The organism is Albidovulum sediminis, from assembly GCF_025380365.1.
Classification (GTDB): Bacteria; Pseudomonadota; Alphaproteobacteria; order Rhodobacterales; family Rhodobacteraceae; genus Albidovulum; species Albidovulum sediminis.
Genome location: NZ_JAOCQF010000005.1, coordinates 1 through 17,647 on the forward strand (window position 1 = coordinate 1; position 17,647 = coordinate 17,647).

The following is a 17,647-nucleotide window of genomic DNA, read 5'->3' on the forward strand; positions in this document are numbered from 1 at the left end:
TTCTTCGATACCACGGCCTGATCCCTTCAATCTGTGAAACTCGGTCAGACCGTGACACACAAATTGAGGATGACCCCATTTAAGGGCTACGCGACACCTCGCTGACCTTCGGATACTTCTTCCTTGGTCTCGACGCGATTCTGGGGTTCTGGCTGGCCTATATCTTCACACGGCTGCTCGGCGCATCGTTTGGTGATTTTCTGTCGCAGCCAACCCAGTATGGCGGCCTTGGCCTTGGCACAATTATCACCAGCGCCCTGTTTCTAAGCGCGATCATTGCAATCGTGGTCTGGATCAGCGCAACCCGGCGCGCTGAAGATCGGCTAGCGATGAATTAGCTAATCTGCTGCTGCCTTTTGTCCTTCAGTGAGGCAGCAGCAGTTCCGCATTTGAGTGATCTCGCATCGGCGAGTTTCAAGAGGATTGAAGAGATCATTTTTACGGCCTTTGAATTTGGTCCCCCTAGCGTTTGGACGCCGATGTTGCCAATCTGGGATCAAACAAGCAAATCAGGTGTTTTCTTCTGCACAGTGGCGGGGATCGTCAGGAATCGCTGCTCGGTCTTTGACAGTGTGCGTTCCCTGTGGCGCAGAACATGGAATGCGCGGTGCGGCAGATCAAATGGTACTTCAACCAGCGCACCAGCACGTAGCGCCTCTTGCACCACCAATACCGACAACAGGCTTGCCCCGGCACCCGCTGTCACGGCGGCCCGCACGGCCTCGTTGGATGGCAGTTCCAACGACATGACAATCTTGCCGATCGGCACGCCTGCACGCTGCACCACGTCTTCGAACAAAGCACGTGTGCCCGATCCGGGTTCGCGCAAAACCCACGGGCTCGCTGAGATCTCGCGCCCTAATGGCGGGCGTTGCGTCCAGGGATGTCCTGGCGCCACGACCAAGGCCAGACGGTCGCCGGGTATGGTGCTAGAGGACAAGGCAAAGTTGTCGACGGAGCCTTCCACAAATCCCAGATCAGCGGACAGATTTGCCACCGCTGCCGTAACCTGTGCCGTGTTGCCGATGGTCAATGTCAATGTGATGCCTGGGTAATCCTCGCGAAAGCGTTGCATGAGGGGCGGCAACCAATAGTTTCCCACGGTCTGGCTGGCCGCCAGCCGCAACGTGCCGCGCGTGGCACCGGCGAGATCATTCAGGACGCGCACCGCCGTATCGGCGCGGGCCAGCACGGCGCGCGCCTCGGCCAGAAATTCCCGTCCTGTAGGGGTCAGCACGATCCGGCGACCGATCCTGTCGAACAGGTGCACAACGTGCCGATCCTCAAGTGCTGCGATGGCCGCTGACGCCGCACTTTGCGTCAGGTTCAGGGCCACCGCCGCCCGGGTCATATGTTCGCGCTCGGCTACGGCCACAAAGATGCGCAACTGATCCAGCGTCATCATCTACACCCCCGCCAGCGTCACTAGCGCCAGACTGAACAGCGTGATGAACAGCCACGATCCGGCCCCCAGCAGCGCCGGGCGGATGCCCTCGGCGGCCAGTTTGCGCATGTCGGTCGAAAGCCCCATCGCAGCCAGCGCCACCGCGAGCAGGAACTGAGTACCGGTGGCCACGGGCGACAGTACCGCTTGCGACACCCAACCAGTGCTGGCCACGCCCACCATGCCGACAAAGCCCAGCACGAACCACGGGACCGGCGGAGCTGACCGGGCTGCGGATTTGCCGGGATGATGCCGCGCCTTGCGCACGGCCAGTGCCCCCAGCATCAGCACCATCGGGGCCAGCATCATTACCCGGGTCAGTTTGGCGATGGTGCCGAAATGGCCAGCTTCGGTACCACGCTGATAGGCAGCGGCAACCACCTGCGCCACTTCATGGATCGATGCTCCGGCCCAAAGACCGAAGGCATGAGGGCCCATGTTCAGCATCCCGGCCAACACGGGATAAAGCACCATCGAGGCCGATCCAAACACCGTGACACAAGCAACAGCATAAGCCACATCCTCATCTCGCCCGCGTGTCACGGTATTGGTTGCGATTACCGCTGAAGCCCCGCAGATCGATGTGCCCGCCGCGATCAACTCGGTCAGTTTGGCATCAACGCCCAGAAACCGCCCCAGCCAGATGGTGAAGGCAAACGTCGAAACCAGCGTTGCCACGATGATCAGCACGCCCATGCCACCCACCGCCATCACCTGTTCGATGGTCAGTTGCAGCCCAAGCAAAACGATCCCCGCCCGCAAGACCCGCTTGAGGCTGAACGCAACGCCGGCCCGCGCACGCATCGATGTGCCGATCAGGTTGTGAAACGCCATGCCAATCAGGATCGACAAGATGAGCGGACTGAGAATGCCAACCCCGGGCAGCAGTCGCAAGGCAAAGGCCGCGCAGGCGATCAGGGTGGTCAGAAGCAACCCCGGCAGAACCGGGTGTGCGATAGGAGCGGATTTGGGCGGATGGGTCAGCGTGCTGTCGGTCAAGGTCGGATACTCCTGTGCTGACATCGCAATACCGCGCACCAAACAAACAATCCAACTGATTGATATGATGATTTCCATCGAGATTACTTGTTGAAGTAAAAGCTGGCGCAAAGAACAGCGCCGCCAAGGTGGCCCCGGCGGCGCTTCTTTATCAATACTGTGCAGCCAGATAGGCGGTAATTGCCGCAGCGTCGCTCTCGGTTATCGGTGCGCCATACACCACAACCATCTTGTGCACCTCGGCCTCCCAGAACTTGGCACCTTTGCCGGGTGGCTGGTAATTGATGTAATCGGCGGAATGGCAGGTACCGCAATTCGCCTCGGCCACCTCCAGCCCGTCACCAGGTCGAAGAATAGCAGTTTCATTCTCATAGGGGATTTCATAATTGACGGGTTCCGCGTTGGCAGCACCACACAGCGCCAGTCCGGCAAACACAACGACTTGAAGCGTTTTCATCATCATCTCCTAAGCTGCCGTGACATGGGTGGTTTCCACGACATTTCGCATGTAGCCAGACGGGTTCCAAAGCGCATCCAGAGGTTGCGACTGACCGATGCGGTTGGTAGCGCGCACCATCAGGGCCACGTCACCTGCGCCAACGGGCAGCGCAATCGTCCATTCGCGGAACGAATACTTGCCCAGATCCTCACCCAGTTTGGCGCGGTTCCAGGTCTGCCCGCCATCAGCCGACAGGCTGACATCGCTGACCCCGTAGCCGCCATCGAACGCAATGCCGCGCAGGGCCAGCGGGGCATTTGCCGCGACCTTTGCCCCATTCACCACGTTGGTGATGAACGACCGCACGTTGAACCGCGCGATCGGCAACGTATGGGCGGCAATGGTACCGGGTTCAATACAGGCGCAGGTATTGGCCGGAATGCGGTAGGCCTTTGCCATCCAGAACGAGTCGAGTGCTGTGTCACGGACTGTGATCTGGTTCAGATGTTTGACCCAATAGGTGCCGTAATGCCCCGGTACCACCAGCCGCAGCGGAAAACCGTTCAGCCAGGGCAAGTCTTCGCCGTTCATCGCCCAGGCCAGCATCACTTCGCCGTCCAAAGCGTGCTCCAGTTCCAAAGCCTTGGTGAAATCCGGTGTCTCCACCAGAACCGGGCCATCCAGTCCATCAAAGGCGACCTCGATCGCACCGTCTTGAACGCCCGCCTTCTCCAATACAGATTTCAGCGAAACTCCGGTCCAGCGGGCATTGCCCATCAGCCCGTTGCCTGCCTGCCCACCCGCCACGCGCGGCATGGTGAAGCCACGGCTGTTGCCAGAACATTGATGCACCGCCACCAGATCAACCGTGTCGAACTGTGATTTCAGGTCAGACAGAGACAGTGAAAGCGAGGTTTCAACTTTACCACCAACTGCCAGCCGGAAGGTTTCCGGGTCGATCTCGGTTGGGATGTCTGCCAAATGATAGCGCACGAAGAAGGCATCGTTTGGTGTCAGCAAGCTCTCGTTGAAGACCGCGAAGGGCGTCTCCAGCTGCGGTGGGCGCGCCGACAAGCCCAACAACGGACGCTTGCCCGGATAAGTTACAAGCTGGCGATCCCCGTTCTCGAACCCCAAGGACACGGTTTCGGCCAACGACTGCGTGCCTCCAAGCATGGCAAAGCCAGCGGCGGCTCCGGCGGATGCGATGATCTGTCGTCTGTTGAACATGGTTTTCCTCCTCTGTGACACGGCGCTTTAGTTGCGGAGTTGGCCCCCGATTTTGGCGCTTAAGGTGAAAAGACGATTGTCAGGCCCAGTTTATTCCTTGCCACGCAGAATTATTTTGGCGCGGTCAGCCAAGACAGGGTTGCCGCGCCTCGGTCAGCGCCAGCAAAAGATCGGGATGTGTCTGATCCGGCGCACCCGTCGCACGACGCAGGGCCAGCGCGAGCGTGGCAAAACGGGCCGGATCCATCGACCGCGACACAAGCGTATACCGCGACCCGGTATCGGCCCATTGTGCCAGTAGGGTCTGGCCGTTATCGATGATCTGCATCGTTGGCGGCTGGCCTGCGACGTTGGTCCGGATGTAGAGACCAATGTGACAGCCTGAAGCGCCGGCGAACTTCCGCGCTACGGCTATTTCACCCGAGGGCAGCGTCATGCGGGTCACGGCGATTTGCCGCAGTCCATTGGACTTCATCAGTGGTGCAATCGGATCGGTCTGTTCGACCTGCTTAGGGTCAGAGCCAGCGGTCGGTACAACGGCAACACCCAAAGTAGCGTCGAAATCTGCGACCATCGCGGCGATGTCTAACTCTTGTATCGCTGCCATCTGCACCGAAGCTGCGCCGATACCCGGGCGCAAAGCATCCGCCCACCACATACCGCCGACCGTCAAAGCCACCATAGTTGCGGCAAGGGCTGCCCCAAGGCCAGCCCGCAAGTACCACGGGGCGGCGCGGTCGCGAATGGTGTCGGGAAGAGTGATGACCACAGTCTCAGATCCGATGGCCGCGACCTGCGCCCGCATCGCCTGATACTGCGCCACAGTCCGGGCCAGAACGGGGTCGCGCGCGATCTCGGCGGCAATGTCTGCCGCGTCGTGCGGCGACATCTCACCATCGACATAGGCGCTGATCCTGTCGGCACCGGACAAAGGTTCAGCCATGTCGCACTCCCTTGTCTTGCCCCGGAAAGGCCACCACATTCACATCCGACAACTGTACCTCCAATGCAGCGCGGGCGCGGCTGACCCGGCTCATCACAGTGCCACGGTTGATCCCAAGCATGATCGCCGTTTCGTCATAGCTAAAGCCGCCGATATCCACCAGCGCCAGCACGTCGCGGTGGTCGGGCGATAAATGGAAGAACGCTTCTCGCACAGCAAGACGCGCAACGGTGGCATCTATGCGCGCAGCGGCGGCATTGTTTGCCTCATCAATTGCGCCGAGCAGCGCCCGCTGACGCCGGGACGACCGAAGCTGATCGATCCAGACGTTACGCGCAATCGTGAACAACCAGGCCCGAAAGCTGCGTTCATTTTCTGGGCCGCCGGCGCTTGACAATGCGCGCACCACGCAATCTTGCACCAGATCTCTTGCCTGATCCCGATTGCGCGTGAGGGCCAGCGCATATCCGAACAGTCTGCTGCCCGCAGTGGTCAGCATCCGGCGTTGATCGGCGTTCAGCACAGTTGGCTCCTCCTCCGACCAACCCTAGAGCCCATCTGCGTCAAACGCACGAATTTTAGGACCGTCGCTGTTAAGGCGTAAAAAACCACCCTCATGCAAATTTATTTTGCGGCGTCGGGATTATTCTCTGAACGCCTGCGTCATTCCTTGCAGATGCCGCGAAAATCGCCGCATCCCTTAAACGGGAGTGACCATCATGAACCGCCTTTTGACCTCTGCCTTCGCGCTGATCCTCGCTGCTGGCAGTGCGCTTGCCGCGCCGACCATGACCGCCGAAAACGCTGGTGGCGCGATGCTGACCAATGCCGATGGGATGACGCTATACACCTTTGACAAGGACGCCGAGGGTGTTTCGAACTGCGCAGGCGAGTGTGCGGCGATCTGGCCGATGTTGGCCGCCACTGCGGATGACAAGGCCGAGGGCGACTATGCCGTGATTGACCGCGCCGACGGCACCAAACAGTGGACCTACAAAGGCAAACCGCTTTACACCTTTGCCAAGGACGCCGCCGCTGGCGACGTGATGGGCGACGGCGTAAAGGGTGTCTGGCATATCGCCCGGCCCTGATCTTTGAACGCCCACCTTCATCCCTGACAGAAAGCCCACCGCATGACGGTCCTGGACGACATCGAGGCCTCGATCCCGGCGCTGCGGCGCTATGCACGGGCCTTGGTGCGCGACCGCGACCGGGCGGATGACCTTGTGCAGGATTGTCTGGAACGGGCCGTTGCCAAACGCCATCTGTGGCGCGGTGACGGCCCGGTTCAGGCCTGGCTGTTCCGTATTCTGATCAACAGATACCGCGATCTGCAACGCCAGAACCCAAGCCCCGGCCATCTGGTCGCCATCGAGGATCTGACGCATGAGCCAGCACAGGGCGGCAGTCAGGAATCTAGCCTCGCCCTGCGCGAGGTGCGCGATGCAATGGCCCGCCTGCCGGGTGATCAGCGTGAGGCACTGCTGATCGTCGCGCTGGAAGGCAAAAGCTTTGATCAGGCGGCCAGCCTGCTGGATATTCCGAAGGGCACGCTGATGTCGCGGCTGGCCCGCGCACGCGCCACATTGCGCCTGTTGACCGGGCGAAATGTCGGACCGACACAAACAAAGGGGCCAAGCCAAGGGGCCAGACCATGAGTGACCAGACTGCCCTTACTGAAGCCGAATTGCTGGATTTTGCGGCCGGCCAGCTGCCGGCCGATGCGATGTCGGCCCTGGTAGCTCGGTTGGCTGATGATCCCGCTGCTCGGGCCACTCTGGCAGAATGGCAGCGCCAGGACGCAGCCATTGAGGCACTTTATCAACCTGTCGCGCGCGAACCCGTGCCGTACCGGCTGACCGATGTGATACGCCGAGCAGAGGCGGAAGATAGTGCCAAAGCCAATGGCCGACCGCAAACCAGACTTTGGCTGGTCGCCGCAACAATTGCCGCGCTGGCCGTAGGCACCGGGGCAGGCTGGTTCGCCCGCGATCTGACGTCGCCTGCCCCCATGTCCCAAACGCTCGCAGCCAACGCCATGCGGGCCTATGACACATATGTGGTCGAGGTAGCCCACCCTGTTGAAGTTGCGGCGTCCGATGCTGATCATCTGAACGCCTGGATGTCGAAACGCCTGGGGCATGAAACCCGACCCCCTGATTTTGCCGCTGCAGGATTTACCCTGATGGGGGGGCGGATTGTGCCCTCCGAACAGGGTGCGGCGGCGCTGTACATGTACGACAATGCGCAGGGCGAGCGCATCACGCTCTACATCGCGCCGCAAGGGGCCAGCAGTACGACGGCTTTTCAGTTTGCACAGGAAGGCGCCACCAGCAGCTTTTACTGGATGGACCGTGATCTGAGCTATGCGGTCGTCGGCACCGTCCCGCGAGAGGTTCTGCGAAGCATCGCCTTGGCCGCTTACGATCAGTTGATCTGACAGACCTTAAACACCCCGCAAAATTCTGCGGTCCCGGCCGGGGCTTCAGATATCCATCTAAGACAAAGGAACATCCCATGCAGATGAAACCATTCATTCTGACGACCCTGCTGCTTTCTGCTCCGGCATATGCTCAGGGAACGGCCCTTTACGATCCAACCATTGAGCACATGCCAAAAGACGGCATCGTTACCCTTTACGGGGCGGGCGGGCCGAATACGGCGTTTCAGAAGGTTGCCGATGTCTGGCAGGCCAAAAACGGAAAAGCGATCAAGATCATCGCCGGTCCTGAGGCCACATGGTCAAAGGACGCACAGGCCAACGCCGATATTCTGTGGGGCACCTCGGAGCAGTCGATGACGGCGTTTCTGGAAACCTACCTGACCTTCAAATCGTCAGAGGTCGAGCCGATCTACATCCGTCCGACGATCATTGCGGTCAAGGCGGGCAATCCCAAGGCAATAGCCGGATTTGACGATCTGCTGAAGCCGGGCATCAAAATCGTTGTCACCGAAGGCGCCGGCGTGTCCAACACCTCAGGCACAGGGACGTGGGAAGATATCGCAGGCAGGCTCGGCAAACTCTCAGATGTCACAGCCTTTCGCCAGAATATTGTGGTGTACGCCAAGGGCTCGGGCGCAAGTTTCAAGGCGTTTCAGGAAATGGACGCCGATGCCTGGATCACCTGGCCAGATTGGCCCATTACCCATGACGATGTCCTCGACCAGGTCAATATCGCGGCAGACCGGACAATCTGGCGGGACGTCAACGTCGCGTTGTCGCCGGATGCCGATCCGGAAGCCAAGGAATTTCTGACATTTCTTGTCAGCAACGAAGCGCAAGAAATCATGTTGACCGAAGGATGGGTGCGGTGATCAGCACTCGCACGCCACGAATGCGTTGCAAGACCGTATTGCAATACGGCAGACTTGATCGCTGACATCAGAGATTTTTTGGCTGTCGCCAGCAAAAGGAGTAACATGAGTGACCTATCCAACACGAAGAACGTTTCTGCTTACCCTCTTCGCGCTCACACTGACGTCCCCTGTGTTTGCCCAAGAAAATCTGCCCATTTATGTGGTTAAGGATCCGGGCTGTCCTTGCTGCAATGCCTGGATCGGTTACCTTCGTGAAAACGGTTTTGTGGTCAGCTTCGAAGAGCGCAGCACTGAAGAGCTTGCGGCGTTTAAGCGGCAGCAAGGTATCCCGGACGCGCTTGTGTCCTGCCACACCGCGACGGTCGGCGGCTACACTATCGAAGGGCACGTTCCTGCCGTTGATATCCGCAGACTTCTGGCGGACGCGCCGGATGCTATCGGGCTTACGGTCCCCGGCATGCCTTACGGCTCGCCCGGCATGGGATCCGAGGCTGAGCGAGAGGCGTATGACGTCATTCTGATCGGACGGGACGGTTCTGCATCGACCTTCTCGCGGTATGAGGCCGCCTGACACTTTGCATGGCTTTTTGCCGCGTTGGCACGGGCAGGTGAGAAACACACCCGCCCGTGTGGATGATGCTACATGCCTTTGGCGGCAAGCCAGGCGTTCATCTGAGCGATTTCGGTTTCCTGCGCGGCAATCACAGCTTCAGCCAGAGCGCGCATTTCGGGATCTTTCCCGAACTCCAACTGTACTTTTGCCATCGCTACCGCCGCCTTATGGTGCGGTATCATGCCCTTTACGAAATCAACATCGGCGTCCCCACTGTAGGGGATCATCATGTCTGTCATCATCTTGTCCATAGCCGCAGCGTAGGCCTTTGTGGCTGGATCATTCGCAAGTTCTGGCGGGATAAAGGAGGCGTGGCTCATCATCTCCATGCCCTCCATCCCGGCCATACCGGAATGGTCCATCTTGGTGTCGCGTTGTCCTTTAATCTAGCACACTGCGCGTTGGCCAGCATTTGTTGCCCTTAAATATGACATTCAGGCGCCCGCTAGTCGGAGTCTTTCCCTGTTTCGCAGTACGATCCGGTCAACTGCGTCAAGAAGGCGGGGCTCTTTTTCAAACGCACGAAGCAAGGCAACTCTTGCGTACCCATCGAGGCCAGTGCTGAACAGTGCCGCCTTGACCAGTGGACGTGACTGAGCTTCAACGATGGTGGCAAGGCAGAAGAGTCTCACGTCGGGTCTGGGACTTTGAAGGGCAAAGGCCGTATCGGCGCGAACGGACTTGAGCGCCTTGGCATAGGAGGCCGCCCGCATGGCGCGTCTAAGTTTGTTGGCGCAGTTGGACGTCACCGCACTTTCGAGCAGCCCTGCCCCGCTTCGAGCACGACGCACCAGCTGTTCGGATATTCGGCTGCGATCAGGCTTGATGAGGATAGAAATGAGTCGGTTGCCGCAGATCTGGCAGTCGAATGCCCATAATTTCCGCCATTGTTTGAGCGCTATGCCACGCCGAGAGCAGTCGGGACACGACTGGAACGCGACCTGCGCCGTCATCAGGGCTTCGGTTTCGGTCACCCGTTGCGGGCACCGCGCGTAACACCGAACATGACTTTCTTTTCACCCAGACCCTGATCGAGGCCATCACCACCGACCCGGGCTTCAAGAACGGCCGCTATGCTACCTCTGCTGATGTGGCCGCCGGGCTGCGCCGTCATGCGATGCTTTGGACGGTGATGGGCTGGTCAACCGAGTTCTTCCAGCAGGGCCGCCACAAGGCGCTTAGCTTCACCGACATGGACCATTTTGTCGATGCCTTCATGTGCGGGTATTTCGGGTCAATGGACCCTAACAACCTGCTTCGGATGGCATGGAAATGGCAGCGGGGCGATGTATCACGCGACACCGGCGGTGATCTGGCCGCTGCCTTGGCGCGAGTCACTGCAAAGATGTTGGTGATGCCGATCACCCACGAAATGTTCTTCCCACCGTCCGATTGCGCCCGAGAAGCTGCACTGGTGATCGGCTTTCCATTGGTGACATTGGCCGCGCCGGGATTATTCCCTGACACCCAAATCAGTCCCCACGACCTCGATCCTGCACTTTGTCTGGCCCTGGGAAACCGGCCCTGGAAGTTCAGCCGGAATGGTGAAGAGCTCCGCTTGCAGCCCCAAGGCAGGCTGCGGTCAAACAGCGGCACGTTTTTGGCTCAAAGCGCGGTGGCCGGTGCAGGTGCCATTCAGGTACCGTCATATTATGGCTCTCAGGATTGCGCTAAACGTCGCTTAATCCAACTATTTCCTGACTGAGTTGCATCAGAAGAGTTCGAGTTTTTCATCGTTTACCCGCAACAGAGATATGTACTGTCACGCCTGCGCGCACTAATAGACTATGTAGTTTCCTCCAGTCACTAATGTAACGATTCCGTTGGGTTAGAGCCAAAGTCTACGGGAATCAAACTGCTGCGCGCCACATCCGGTAGCGGCCTTGCCCTGTCACTTCACGGATCAACCCCCGCGCTTCCATCCAAGCAAGGTTTCGCTGGACGGCCGCACGACTTGCACCAGTCAGGGCTTCAGCCATCGGGGCAGAGACGAACGGCCATTCGGCCAGTACAGCGCTCAAAGCCAAGGGCGTGCGGCCCGAAAGCGGTGACGTCTCGGCTTCCGCCCTCGCCGACCACGCCTCGGTATCGTCCAGATGCCGCATTGCTGTCAGGCATGCCGTCTCCATTCCATCGAGCCAACGCGCAAGGCGGTCAGCCGGTAGGCCACCAGCGCGCAGCCCCCCTGCCCCGCCCATGGCTAGAGGCGCAAAGACCGCACCCTTTCCCTCACTGGCCGCGATCCGCGCGGCAGTGACGGCCGCTTCCATCCGGTCGCCGTGTTGCCCAAGGCCCGCCAAGCTCCACAGGTGAAAGCCGATGCAGGCGCGGGTGATCGGGTGCAGATCGGTGGCTTGCGAAATGAAATCAACCCAACCGCTTGCGCGATCCGCAAAGGGCTCCGCCTCATCCGCCAAGTTCGCGGTGTCACGGCGGTCGAGGAAGGCTGACAGGTCCTGCTCCGGTCCCGGCCCACCCATTAGTCGCCGCACCGCCCATCCGATACGCGCGAGGGCCGCAGTGTCGTCGTGTAAGCCAGACAGGCGCAGGGAAATCCAGAGCACTAGCCGATCCGGCCCGATGCGGTCGCCTGCGAACCAGCTCAGGTCGGCCGCTTCGATCAGGGCGAGCCTGTGGCGCCAACCCTCCGGCCCGCGCTTCAGCCGCTCGTCCAGCGCGCCAAGCCGACTCGCGACACGGGCGAGGCGTGCGGCATGCCCCGCCTCGGCCTTCCGCCAGTGGTCGAGAACCGCCGTCTCGCGAGATTCCGCGCCTGGCCCGGGCGGCAGATCGTCGGGCTCCTCTTCGATCGGACCGGGCAGGAACCACTGTCGCATTTGCTTCACGATTTCACTGCGTCCTTTTCACATTATTTCCGCATGGTAGGGGGAAAACAGGGGCCAACTTGTGCTTTGCGATTTCAATTTCATCACTGATTTCAATAGCGAGGCGAGGGCACAGAGGGATGACAGCTTCCTTCGACGATCGACCGCTGAACAGCAACAGCCAGGCGGCGTCCGATGAGGCTTGGAACAAGGCCGTCCGGATCGCGCGAGAACTGGATCAGGCCCTCGATGGGGTCGTGCCGATGCGGGAGGCCGTCACACGTGCGGCAACAGAGCTGCGCCTTTCCACCCGTCAGGTCTACAATCATCTTGCCCGGTATCGCGGGGATCGTCGTGTCTCATCGCTATTGCCCAGGACGAACGGATCGCGGCGCACGCGGATCGCCTCCGAGGTCGAAACCATCATTGTTGCAACACTGCGGGAGATGTGGCTCCGGCCGGAACAACCCGATCTCGCGCCGATCGTCGACGAAATCCGCGCGCGCTGTGCCAGTGAAGGTTTAAAGCCCCCGGCCTATGTCACCGTGGCCAAAAGGATCCCGCGCGTGTTCTCCCCCGAAGAGATTGCGCGGCGACGGCTTTCCGGTGGCAAACACTTGCACCGCCTGAAGCCGCGTCCGGGGTACATCCGCGCGACCCATGCCCTTGACGTCGTCCAGATCGATCACACGCCGGCCGATATCCAGTTCGTCGAGGTGATCGACGACCACGGCGTTTTCGTGGGCAGACCCTATCTGACCATCGCCGCCGATGTCGCGACCAGTGCAATCATCGGCTTTTGCCTCACCCTCGAGCGCCCTTCCCGACTATCAGTCGCACTTTGCCTTGCGCACGCGATGTGCCGAAAGGATGACTGGCTGGCCGAACGCGGGATTGCGCACCCATGGACAATGTATGGCCGCCCGAAGCAGATCGTTGTCGACTCAGCCAAGGAATTCCAGAGCAGTACCTTCACGACGGGATGTGCCGACTTCGGCATCGCCGTCCGCACCCGGAACAAGGGGACGGTACATCGGGGTGGCATTGTCGAGCGGCTTCTGGGCAAGGTGAACACGGTGCTTCGCTCTCTTCCCGGCAAGACCGGGCGGTCCATCGCGGACCGCGGAGATTATTCGTCCGACAAGCGGGCAAGCCTGACCTTCGCGGCCCTTGAGCGCTGCATTGCCCTGGCAATCATCGATCACAACCAGACACAGAACGCACGCAAGCTGACCGTGCCTCGCCTCGAATGGGAACGGCGGCTTCCACCGATTGACCGACAGATCGACGATCCCACCGATGTCCTGCTCAACTTCCTGCCTCGCAAGACGCGCCGCATCTCTCCCCAAGGCGTCAGCCTGTTCGCCATCGACTACTTTGAACACTGGCTTGGGCCGCTCGTAGCCCGGCGTGACCGCCTTGCAGCTCTGGATCTGTGCTATGACCCCCGGGACATCAGCCAGATCTACATCGCCGATCCCGACACGCGTGTCTGGCGCCCGGTAAGGCGACGGGACGGGGTCACTATGTCGGTCACCCTCTGGCACCATGAAGCCGACCGAGCGCGCCAGCGCCAGAACCAGCAACGCCCCGTGCAGGACAAGACGCTCCTGCGCCGAGAAATCGCTGCAACGGTCGCGGGGGCCAAATCCGCAAAGGCTCAACTGAGAGAGATGACCCGAGCCCGACACGCCGCAGGCGCGACAAAACCATATCAAGCTGCAGGAGCCGTTTCAGAGGCGACGAATCCTGGACCGGCGCCTGACCGACCCCGTCGCGTCTTTCCTATCGAGACCTGGTGACGTGGCCGACCATCTCCTGCCATCAACCTCAGCGTTGCTGGATGCGGATGCTGCCGCCCGCATGGCGCATATTCGGGCGCCACGCTGGATCGGCCATCCCGGTGCCTCTAGGGCACATGATGCGATGCGGCAGCTGCTGGAACGCCCGCCATCACTCCGCCCTCGCGGATTGCTGCTCGCCGGCCCCTATCACAACGGCAAGACCATGATCGCCGAACGCTTCGCCGTCGAACATCTGCGCCGTGCCGACCGGCAAAGGGTCTGGATGATCCAGACTCGGGAGGGGGCTGGCCTGTCGCATTTCTACGCCAGCATCCTGTCCGGGCTGCGCGCCCCGCAGGCTGTCGGCTGGCGCAGCCTGTCCCGCGCCAGCGAACAGGTCGATCATCTTCTCGACAGCCTGAAGCCGCGCCTGCTCATCTTCGACGAATTCCACAGTGCGCTGCGCGGACGCCGACAGGATGTGAAGGCAATCTTCTCATTTCTGCGGCGGATCGCACGCGTGCATGACATCTCGCCCGTGCTTGTCGGCGAAATCGCCGTCTACGATGCGCTGCACGACACCGAAGAAATGGGCTCGCGGTTCGATACGGTCGCGGTGCCACGGTGGGGTTTCGACGAAGTGTCGCGTTGCCGTTAAATATGAGACGCGGTGCGTTGGGCGACATTTCTTGCCCTTAATTGTGAGATTCTGCTGCCAGTGGGGAGGTCCGTTGTCGGGTGCGTTCCACGATCCGATCAACGGCGACTAACAGGCGCGGTTCCTTTTCGAATGCCGCCAGCAACGCAACCCTTGCAAAACCGTCGATGCCGGCGCTGAACATCACCGCCTTAACCAGCGGGCGCTTCCGGGCCACGGCGATCGCAGCGAGGCAGAACAGTCTCACGTCCGGTCTGGGGCCCTGAAGTGCGAAGGCCGGATCCCCGCGGACCTTCTTGAGACCCATTGCAAAACGGGCGGCCCGCATCGCGCGACGGAGATCGACGCTGCCGCTGGACGTGGCTGCTTGCTCGAGCAGCCCTGCCCCGCTCCGGGCACGACGCAGCAACTTTTCTGGCTGGACCTCGACTTCGGATCTACCAAGGATCGGAAGGAGCCTCTCTCCGCACTTCTGGCAGTCGAATGCCCAAGCCCGCCGCCAATGCTTCAGCGCGAGGCCAAGTCGTGAGCACCTGGGACAACGCTGGAACGGAACCTGCGCCGTCAGTAGCGCTTCGTTCTGGGGCAGTGCCGGAAAGATCAGCGACTGGACAAGCGCGGGAGAGACGCGCGCCGCCGCGGCGATCCGTCCAGCGGCTTCGGCGTTGAGTTCGAAGTTAAGCGTGTCGGCATGTCGGCTGTCCAGACCGACATGCGCCAGAAGTTCGCTGATTTCACAATAATTACTGGCCGCCAGCCGCGCCAGCCAACCGGAGAGGAGCTCATCCCGGAGTGGCGCGACGGTCTTCGGGAGCGGGCGCAGCGTTACGCTCCCGACTGCTCGAGCCGCCGCTGAGCGGTTGCGTGGCGCGACCAGACCGGGGTCCACTTCGTGATTGCGTCATCGGTGATGCATTCCTCGCCGGAGAGAATGGCATCGATAGACAGATCTTTGACCAGAGCGAAGATCCGCGAGGTCACCCCGCCGGTCAGTGCAAGGATCTGCTTGAGCGATTTAACCTTCAGATTGGATTTCTTCCCTAGCGGCATCGCCGCGATAAGGGTCTGGATCATGTCCGAGAACTCGGCGTCATCGCGCCAGTTCGGCAGGTGGTGCTCGTCCAGCCGCCGGGCAAGCTGCACGTCGCAACGGATTGCATCCACTGCTTCGCTGACCCCGAAGCAGACCAGAGACGCCTCGAGTTCGTTGCTGAGATAGCGCAGGACATTGAGGAAGCGGCGCTGCTCGCGGTGGGTTCCGGCCAACAGGTTGTGGACCTCGTCGATCATGATCATGCGAAGCCCGAGATCACGCAGCAGGGCAATCACTCGGACTTCGAGGGCGGCAACGCTCTGTGCGCGGACGCCCAGCGTCGTTGCCGGCGCGCCGACCGCCGCGAGGATATGCAGATAGAACCGCCGTTCGTCAGGAGCGGGCGGCGCCTGCAGCAAGAGCAGTGGGGTGTGGGTTATGCCCACGGCCGGGTCATATTCCGGCGCGTATCTGCGCGAGAGGTTCCGGGCGATCATCGTCTTGCCGATGCCCGAAGCACCATGGACGAGAAGGCCTGGCATCCGGGTTTGCCGCGGCGCGTCGATCAGGCTCTGCAACCTGTCCAGCACCCGCTCTGCGCGGGGAAAGCCGATCCAGATGTCCGATTGAATGAGGGCGATACGACCGTCTTGCCCAGTTCCCCCTGCCCTCACGTTACCATCGCTCCACCTTGAACAACGGGCGCGACGTATCACCGGTGTCGACCGGGCGCAGCCCCTCGGACGAGAAATCTGCTGGGGTTGGCCCTTTCGACGCACTGCGTCTTTCGCGGGATCGGCGTTCGGCCTTGGTCAGGATCCGGCTTTCCCCCTCGATCTGCCGTTGCTGTCGGATCAACTCTGCCAGGACCAGCTCATTAGACCCCGTCTTGCCTAAGGTCCGCGCCATCCTCATGGCCTCGCGATACTCCCACAACGACACCGGCGGGATTTCCAGGTTTCGGTAGCGCGCCTCCACGCACCGTCCGCCGTCGAGCTCGACCCAGATCGCGGAGATGTCACGCGGATCGTAGCGCACGACCACCTTCCCGTCCTTTCGGGCAGCCCGCCCCGCCAGGGCATCCGACCAGTAGCGGATGTCGAACAGATGAATGCCATCCCGCCGAATCTGGCGCTTCTCGCTTGGCAGGAAGCTCACCCGGAACGCCTCCATGTCGAAGGGAATGTCGCTCGACATTTCCGCGGCCAGCGCCTCCCATTTGGCGACGGGCGTGCAGCCAAGGCTCGAGTGAACGCTGTTGTTGTAGCGACAGATTTCCAGAACGAACCAGCTGTCAAACTCACTCAGACTCATCGCGGCCTTGGCTTCGGCATCATAGCTGCCCTTGGCGGCAATGGAGGACTCGGTCGTTCCAGGCAGCAGGTGCACGGCCCCCATCATCGTGCCGATCAGCCGCTCGATGTGACCGCCGAAGTGCGGGCGCGCCAGGGGCCGGTACGTGAGATCGATCCCCCATTCGGCACAGGCCCCTTGGAAGGTGTTCGACCGGAAATCGCTGCCGTTGTCGACGTGAATGCTGCGCGGCCGGCCCTGTGCGGGCCAGGGTGCACTACTGCCCAGATCGGCCAGAAGCGCCGCCTTCGGCGCGACGGCCCGGGTCAGACAAAGCGCCACCGAGAGGCGAGACGGCGCCTCAAGGCTAACGTAGTATCCGGTCACCATCCGCGTGGCGATGTCGATCGTGAGCGTCACCCAGGGTCGGCCGATGGGTTTGCGCTCGAAACTGTCGACAAGAATGATGTCAGCCAGCGTGTGGTCGACCTGCACGACATCGAGGGGAAGGCCCACCTTCTTCCTGCCGGGCACCGGGCCAAACCTCTGGCGCGCCGCCTTTGCGCCCTCCCTTGCCCTCATGAGTTCGCGTTCGTCCAGCGCGTCCAGTCGCCGCTGCACCGTCCGGCGCGTTGGCGACTGAAGGCCACGTTCACGACAAGCGATGCCGATCTCCTTGACTACGCGCGCCAGGCTGGCTCGCTCCCGCCGCAAATAGTACCGGCGCAGATGGCCTTCGATGAGCGCCTCGACATCGCCGGAGATAACCGTCGTGCCCGAGCGCCGACCGCGCTTTCGTGCGGCCAGCGCGCTGGTCCGCCCACCATCCTCTGCCAGCCGCCTGATCCAGCGCCACACCGTCGCCCGGCTGACGCCGAGCTCCCAGACAGCATCCCGAACACCACTTTCCAGACTGCCGGCGCCCGCAAGATAGGCTTCCACGAGCGGGCGCAGGACCGTGGCCCTGCGATGGGTTTCGGCGCCAACCGCTTCGCCAGGATCCCCGTCCTCCATCTTCTCCGACCGCTGCTTGCCCGCTTGAACGTTGTCTCAGCTTTAGGGGCAAGA

21 protein-coding genes are annotated in these 17,647 nt (G+C 61.2%); 9 read left to right on the forward strand and 12 right to left on the reverse strand.

Annotation, left to right across the window (positions count from 1 at the left end; all coding sequences use genetic code 11):
- Nucleotides 1-152 precede the first annotated feature (152 nt).
- Nucleotides 153-338: a COG4705 family protein gene (locus tag N5I32_RS18710; RefSeq protein WP_261497586.1), complete on the forward strand. Its 186-nt coding sequence runs from the start codon at nt 153-155 to the stop codon at nt 336-338.
- 158 nt (nt 339-496) lie between these two features.
- Here N5I32_RS18710 and N5I32_RS18715 read toward each other — a convergent pair whose 3' ends face one another.
- The 6 genes from N5I32_RS18715 to N5I32_RS18740 all read right to left on the reverse strand — a co-directional run bounded on the left by N5I32_RS18715 (nt 497) and on the right by N5I32_RS18740 (nt 5,578).
- Nucleotides 497-1,405: a LysR family transcriptional regulator gene (locus tag N5I32_RS18715; protein ID WP_261497473.1), complete on the reverse strand. Its 909-nt coding sequence runs from the start codon at nt 1,403-1,405 to the stop codon at nt 497-499.
- Nucleotides 1,406-2,521: a YeiH family protein gene (locus tag N5I32_RS18720; RefSeq protein ID WP_261497474.1), complete on the reverse strand. Its 1,116-nt coding sequence runs from the start codon at nt 2,519-2,521 to the stop codon at nt 1,406-1,408.
- Between the two features lie 73 nt (nt 2,522-2,594).
- Nucleotides 2,595-2,900, reverse strand: a complete 306-nt coding sequence (gene sorB / locus N5I32_RS18725; RefSeq protein WP_261497475.1) for a SorB family sulfite dehydrogenase c-type cytochrome subunit — start codon at nt 2,898-2,900, stop codon at nt 2,595-2,597.
- A 9-nt stretch (nt 2,901-2,909) separates the two neighbouring features.
- On the reverse strand, nt 2,910-4,112 hold the full coding sequence (gene sorA, locus N5I32_RS18730; RefSeq protein WP_261497476.1) for a SorA family sulfite dehydrogenase catalytic subunit: 1,203 nt from the start codon (nt 4,110-4,112) through the stop codon (nt 2,910-2,912).
- 124 nt (nt 4,113-4,236) lie between these two features.
- The gene (locus N5I32_RS18735; RefSeq protein WP_261497477.1) at nt 4,237-5,055 is read right to left on the reverse strand and encodes a hypothetical protein; all 819 of its coding nucleotides are present in this window, start codon (nt 5,053-5,055) and stop codon (nt 4,237-4,239) included.
- A complete protein-coding gene (locus N5I32_RS18740; protein WP_261497479.1) occupies nt 5,048-5,578 on the reverse strand; it encodes an RNA polymerase sigma factor in 531 nt (176 codons plus the stop codon). Before N5I32_RS18740 ends, N5I32_RS18735 begins: the two co-directional genes overlap by 8 nt.
- Nucleotides 5,579-5,774: 196 nt before the next feature.
- On the opposite strand from N5I32_RS18740, the gene N5I32_RS18745 reads away from it, so the two are divergent.
- The 5 genes from N5I32_RS18745 to N5I32_RS18765 all read left to right on the forward strand — a co-directional run bounded on the left by N5I32_RS18745 (nt 5,775) and on the right by N5I32_RS18765 (nt 8,944).
- The gene (locus N5I32_RS18745) at nt 5,775-6,146 is read left to right on the forward strand and encodes a COG4315 family predicted lipoprotein (protein WP_261497481.1); all 372 of its coding nucleotides are present in this window, start codon (nt 5,775-5,777) and stop codon (nt 6,144-6,146) included.
- Between the two features lie 42 nt (nt 6,147-6,188).
- Nucleotides 6,189-6,713, forward strand: coding sequence for a sigma-70 family RNA polymerase sigma factor (locus N5I32_RS18750; protein ID WP_261497482.1), 525 nt, complete (start codon nt 6,189-6,191; stop codon nt 6,711-6,713).
- Nucleotides 6,710-7,495: an anti-sigma factor family protein gene (locus N5I32_RS18755; RefSeq protein WP_261497483.1), complete on the forward strand. Its 786-nt coding sequence runs from the start codon at nt 6,710-6,712 to the stop codon at nt 7,493-7,495. The genes N5I32_RS18750 and N5I32_RS18755 overlap by 4 nt, the downstream gene beginning before the upstream one ends.
- 77 nt (nt 7,496-7,572) lie before the next feature.
- Entirely contained in the window at nt 7,573-8,370 is a 798-nt protein-coding gene (locus N5I32_RS18760) for a substrate-binding domain-containing protein (protein ID WP_261497484.1), read from the forward strand.
- Between the two features lie 109 nt (nt 8,371-8,479).
- Nucleotides 8,480-8,944: a DUF411 domain-containing protein gene (locus tag N5I32_RS18765; protein ID WP_261497485.1), complete on the forward strand. Its 465-nt coding sequence runs from the start codon at nt 8,480-8,482 to the stop codon at nt 8,942-8,944.
- Nucleotides 8,945-9,012: 68 nt separating this feature from the next.
- Here the strand turns inward: N5I32_RS18765 and copM are convergent, their stop codons facing one another.
- Together copM and N5I32_RS18775 are read right to left on the reverse strand one after the other, a co-directional pair.
- Nucleotides 9,013-9,315: a CopM family metallochaperone gene (copM, locus tag N5I32_RS18770; RefSeq protein WP_261497486.1), complete on the reverse strand. Its 303-nt coding sequence runs from the start codon at nt 9,313-9,315 to the stop codon at nt 9,013-9,015.
- Nucleotides 9,316-9,420: 105 nt separating this feature from the next.
- A complete protein-coding gene (locus tag N5I32_RS18775; RefSeq protein ID WP_261497487.1) occupies nt 9,421-9,960 on the reverse strand; it encodes a hypothetical protein in 540 nt (179 codons plus the stop codon).
- A 158-nt stretch (nt 9,961-10,118) separates the two neighbouring features.
- Here N5I32_RS18775 and N5I32_RS21270 point away from each other — a divergent pair, with 158 nt between their 5' ends.
- Nucleotides 10,119-10,691 carry a LysR substrate-binding domain-containing protein gene (locus N5I32_RS21270; protein WP_304504967.1) on the forward strand — a complete coding sequence of 191 codons (573 nt, stop codon included), beginning with the start codon at nt 10,119-10,121 and terminating at the stop codon, nt 10,689-10,691.
- Between the two features lie 145 nt (nt 10,692-10,836).
- Here N5I32_RS21270 and N5I32_RS18785 read toward each other — a convergent pair whose 3' ends face one another.
- On the reverse strand, nt 10,837-11,823 hold the full coding sequence (locus N5I32_RS18785; protein ID WP_261497488.1) for a hypothetical protein: 987 nt from the start codon (nt 11,821-11,823) through the stop codon (nt 10,837-10,839).
- Nucleotides 11,824-11,951: 128 nt separating this feature from the next.
- Between N5I32_RS18785 and N5I32_RS18790 the strand changes: the two genes are divergently transcribed.
- Nucleotides 11,952-13,613, forward strand: a complete 1,662-nt coding sequence (locus N5I32_RS18790) for a TnsB C-terminal domain-containing protein (RefSeq protein WP_168775687.1) — start codon at nt 11,952-11,954, stop codon at nt 13,611-13,613.
- 1 nt (nt 13,614) lies between these two features.
- Nucleotides 13,615-14,253, forward strand: coding sequence for a TniB family NTP-binding protein (locus N5I32_RS18795; protein WP_261497489.1), 639 nt, complete (start codon nt 13,615-13,617; stop codon nt 14,251-14,253).
- 37 nt (nt 14,254-14,290) lie between these two features.
- Here the strand turns inward: N5I32_RS18795 and N5I32_RS18800 are convergent, their stop codons facing one another.
- From N5I32_RS18800 to N5I32_RS18810, 3 genes are read right to left on the reverse strand one after another with little or no spacing between them, the layout of a single operon-like run.
- Entirely contained in the window at nt 14,291-15,142 is an 852-nt protein-coding gene (locus tag N5I32_RS18800) for a TniQ family protein (protein WP_261497490.1), read from the reverse strand.
- Nucleotides 15,079-16,002, reverse strand: a complete 924-nt coding sequence (locus N5I32_RS18805) for a TniB family NTP-binding protein (protein WP_369414360.1) — start codon at nt 16,000-16,002, stop codon at nt 15,079-15,081. Before N5I32_RS18805 ends, N5I32_RS18800 begins: the two co-directional genes overlap by 64 nt.
- On the reverse strand, nt 15,962-17,593 hold the full coding sequence (locus tag N5I32_RS18810) for a TnsB C-terminal domain-containing protein (RefSeq protein WP_261497492.1): 1,632 nt from the start codon (nt 17,591-17,593) through the stop codon (nt 15,962-15,964). The genes N5I32_RS18805 and N5I32_RS18810 overlap by 41 nt, the downstream gene beginning before the upstream one ends.
- Nucleotides 17,594-17,647 lie beyond the last annotated feature (54 nt).

Excerpts from the sequence above, each read along its gene's own strand:
- N5I32_RS18715 (WP_261497473.1), bottom strand. The coding sequence starts at position 1,405 with ATGATGACGCTGGATCAGTTGCGCATCTTTGTGGCCGTAGCCGAGCGC.
- N5I32_RS21270 (WP_304504967.1), top strand. The coding sequence starts at position 10,119 with ATGGGCTGGTCAACCGAGTTCTTCCAGCAGGGCCGCCACAAGGCGCTT.
- sorA (WP_261497476.1), bottom strand. The coding sequence starts at position 4,112 with ATGTTCAACAGACGACAGATCATCGCATCCGCCGGAGCCGCCGCTGGC.
- copM (WP_261497486.1), bottom strand. The coding sequence starts at position 9,315 with ATGGAGATGATGAGCCACGCCTCCTTTATCCCGCCAGAACTTGCGAAT.
- N5I32_RS18745 (WP_261497481.1), top strand. The coding sequence starts at position 5,775 with ATGAACCGCCTTTTGACCTCTGCCTTCGCGCTGATCCTCGCTGCTGGC.
- N5I32_RS18785 (WP_261497488.1), bottom strand. The coding sequence starts at position 11,823 with ATGCGACAGTGGTTCCTGCCCGGTCCGATCGAAGAGGAGCCCGACGAT.
- N5I32_RS18720 (WP_261497474.1), bottom strand. The coding sequence starts at position 2,521 with ATGGAAATCATCATATCAATCAGTTGGATTGTTTGTTTGGTGCGCGGT.
- sorB (WP_261497475.1), bottom strand. The coding sequence starts at position 2,900 with ATGAAAACGCTTCAAGTCGTTGTGTTTGCCGGACTGGCGCTGTGTGGT.
- N5I32_RS18750 (WP_261497482.1), top strand. The coding sequence starts at position 6,189 with ATGACGGTCCTGGACGACATCGAGGCCTCGATCCCGGCGCTGCGGCGC.
- N5I32_RS18810 (WP_261497492.1), bottom strand. The coding sequence starts at position 17,593 with ATGGAGGACGGGGATCCTGGCGAAGCGGTTGGCGCCGAAACCCATCGC.
- N5I32_RS18735 (WP_261497477.1), bottom strand. The coding sequence starts at position 5,055 with ATGGCTGAACCTTTGTCCGGTGCCGACAGGATCAGCGCCTATGTCGAT.
- N5I32_RS18760 (WP_261497484.1), top strand. The coding sequence starts at position 7,573 with ATGCAGATGAAACCATTCATTCTGACGACCCTGCTGCTTTCTGCTCCG.
- N5I32_RS18790 (WP_168775687.1), top strand. The coding sequence starts at position 11,952 with ATGACAGCTTCCTTCGACGATCGACCGCTGAACAGCAACAGCCAGGCG.
- N5I32_RS18755 (WP_261497483.1), top strand. The coding sequence starts at position 6,710 with ATGAGTGACCAGACTGCCCTTACTGAAGCCGAATTGCTGGATTTTGCG.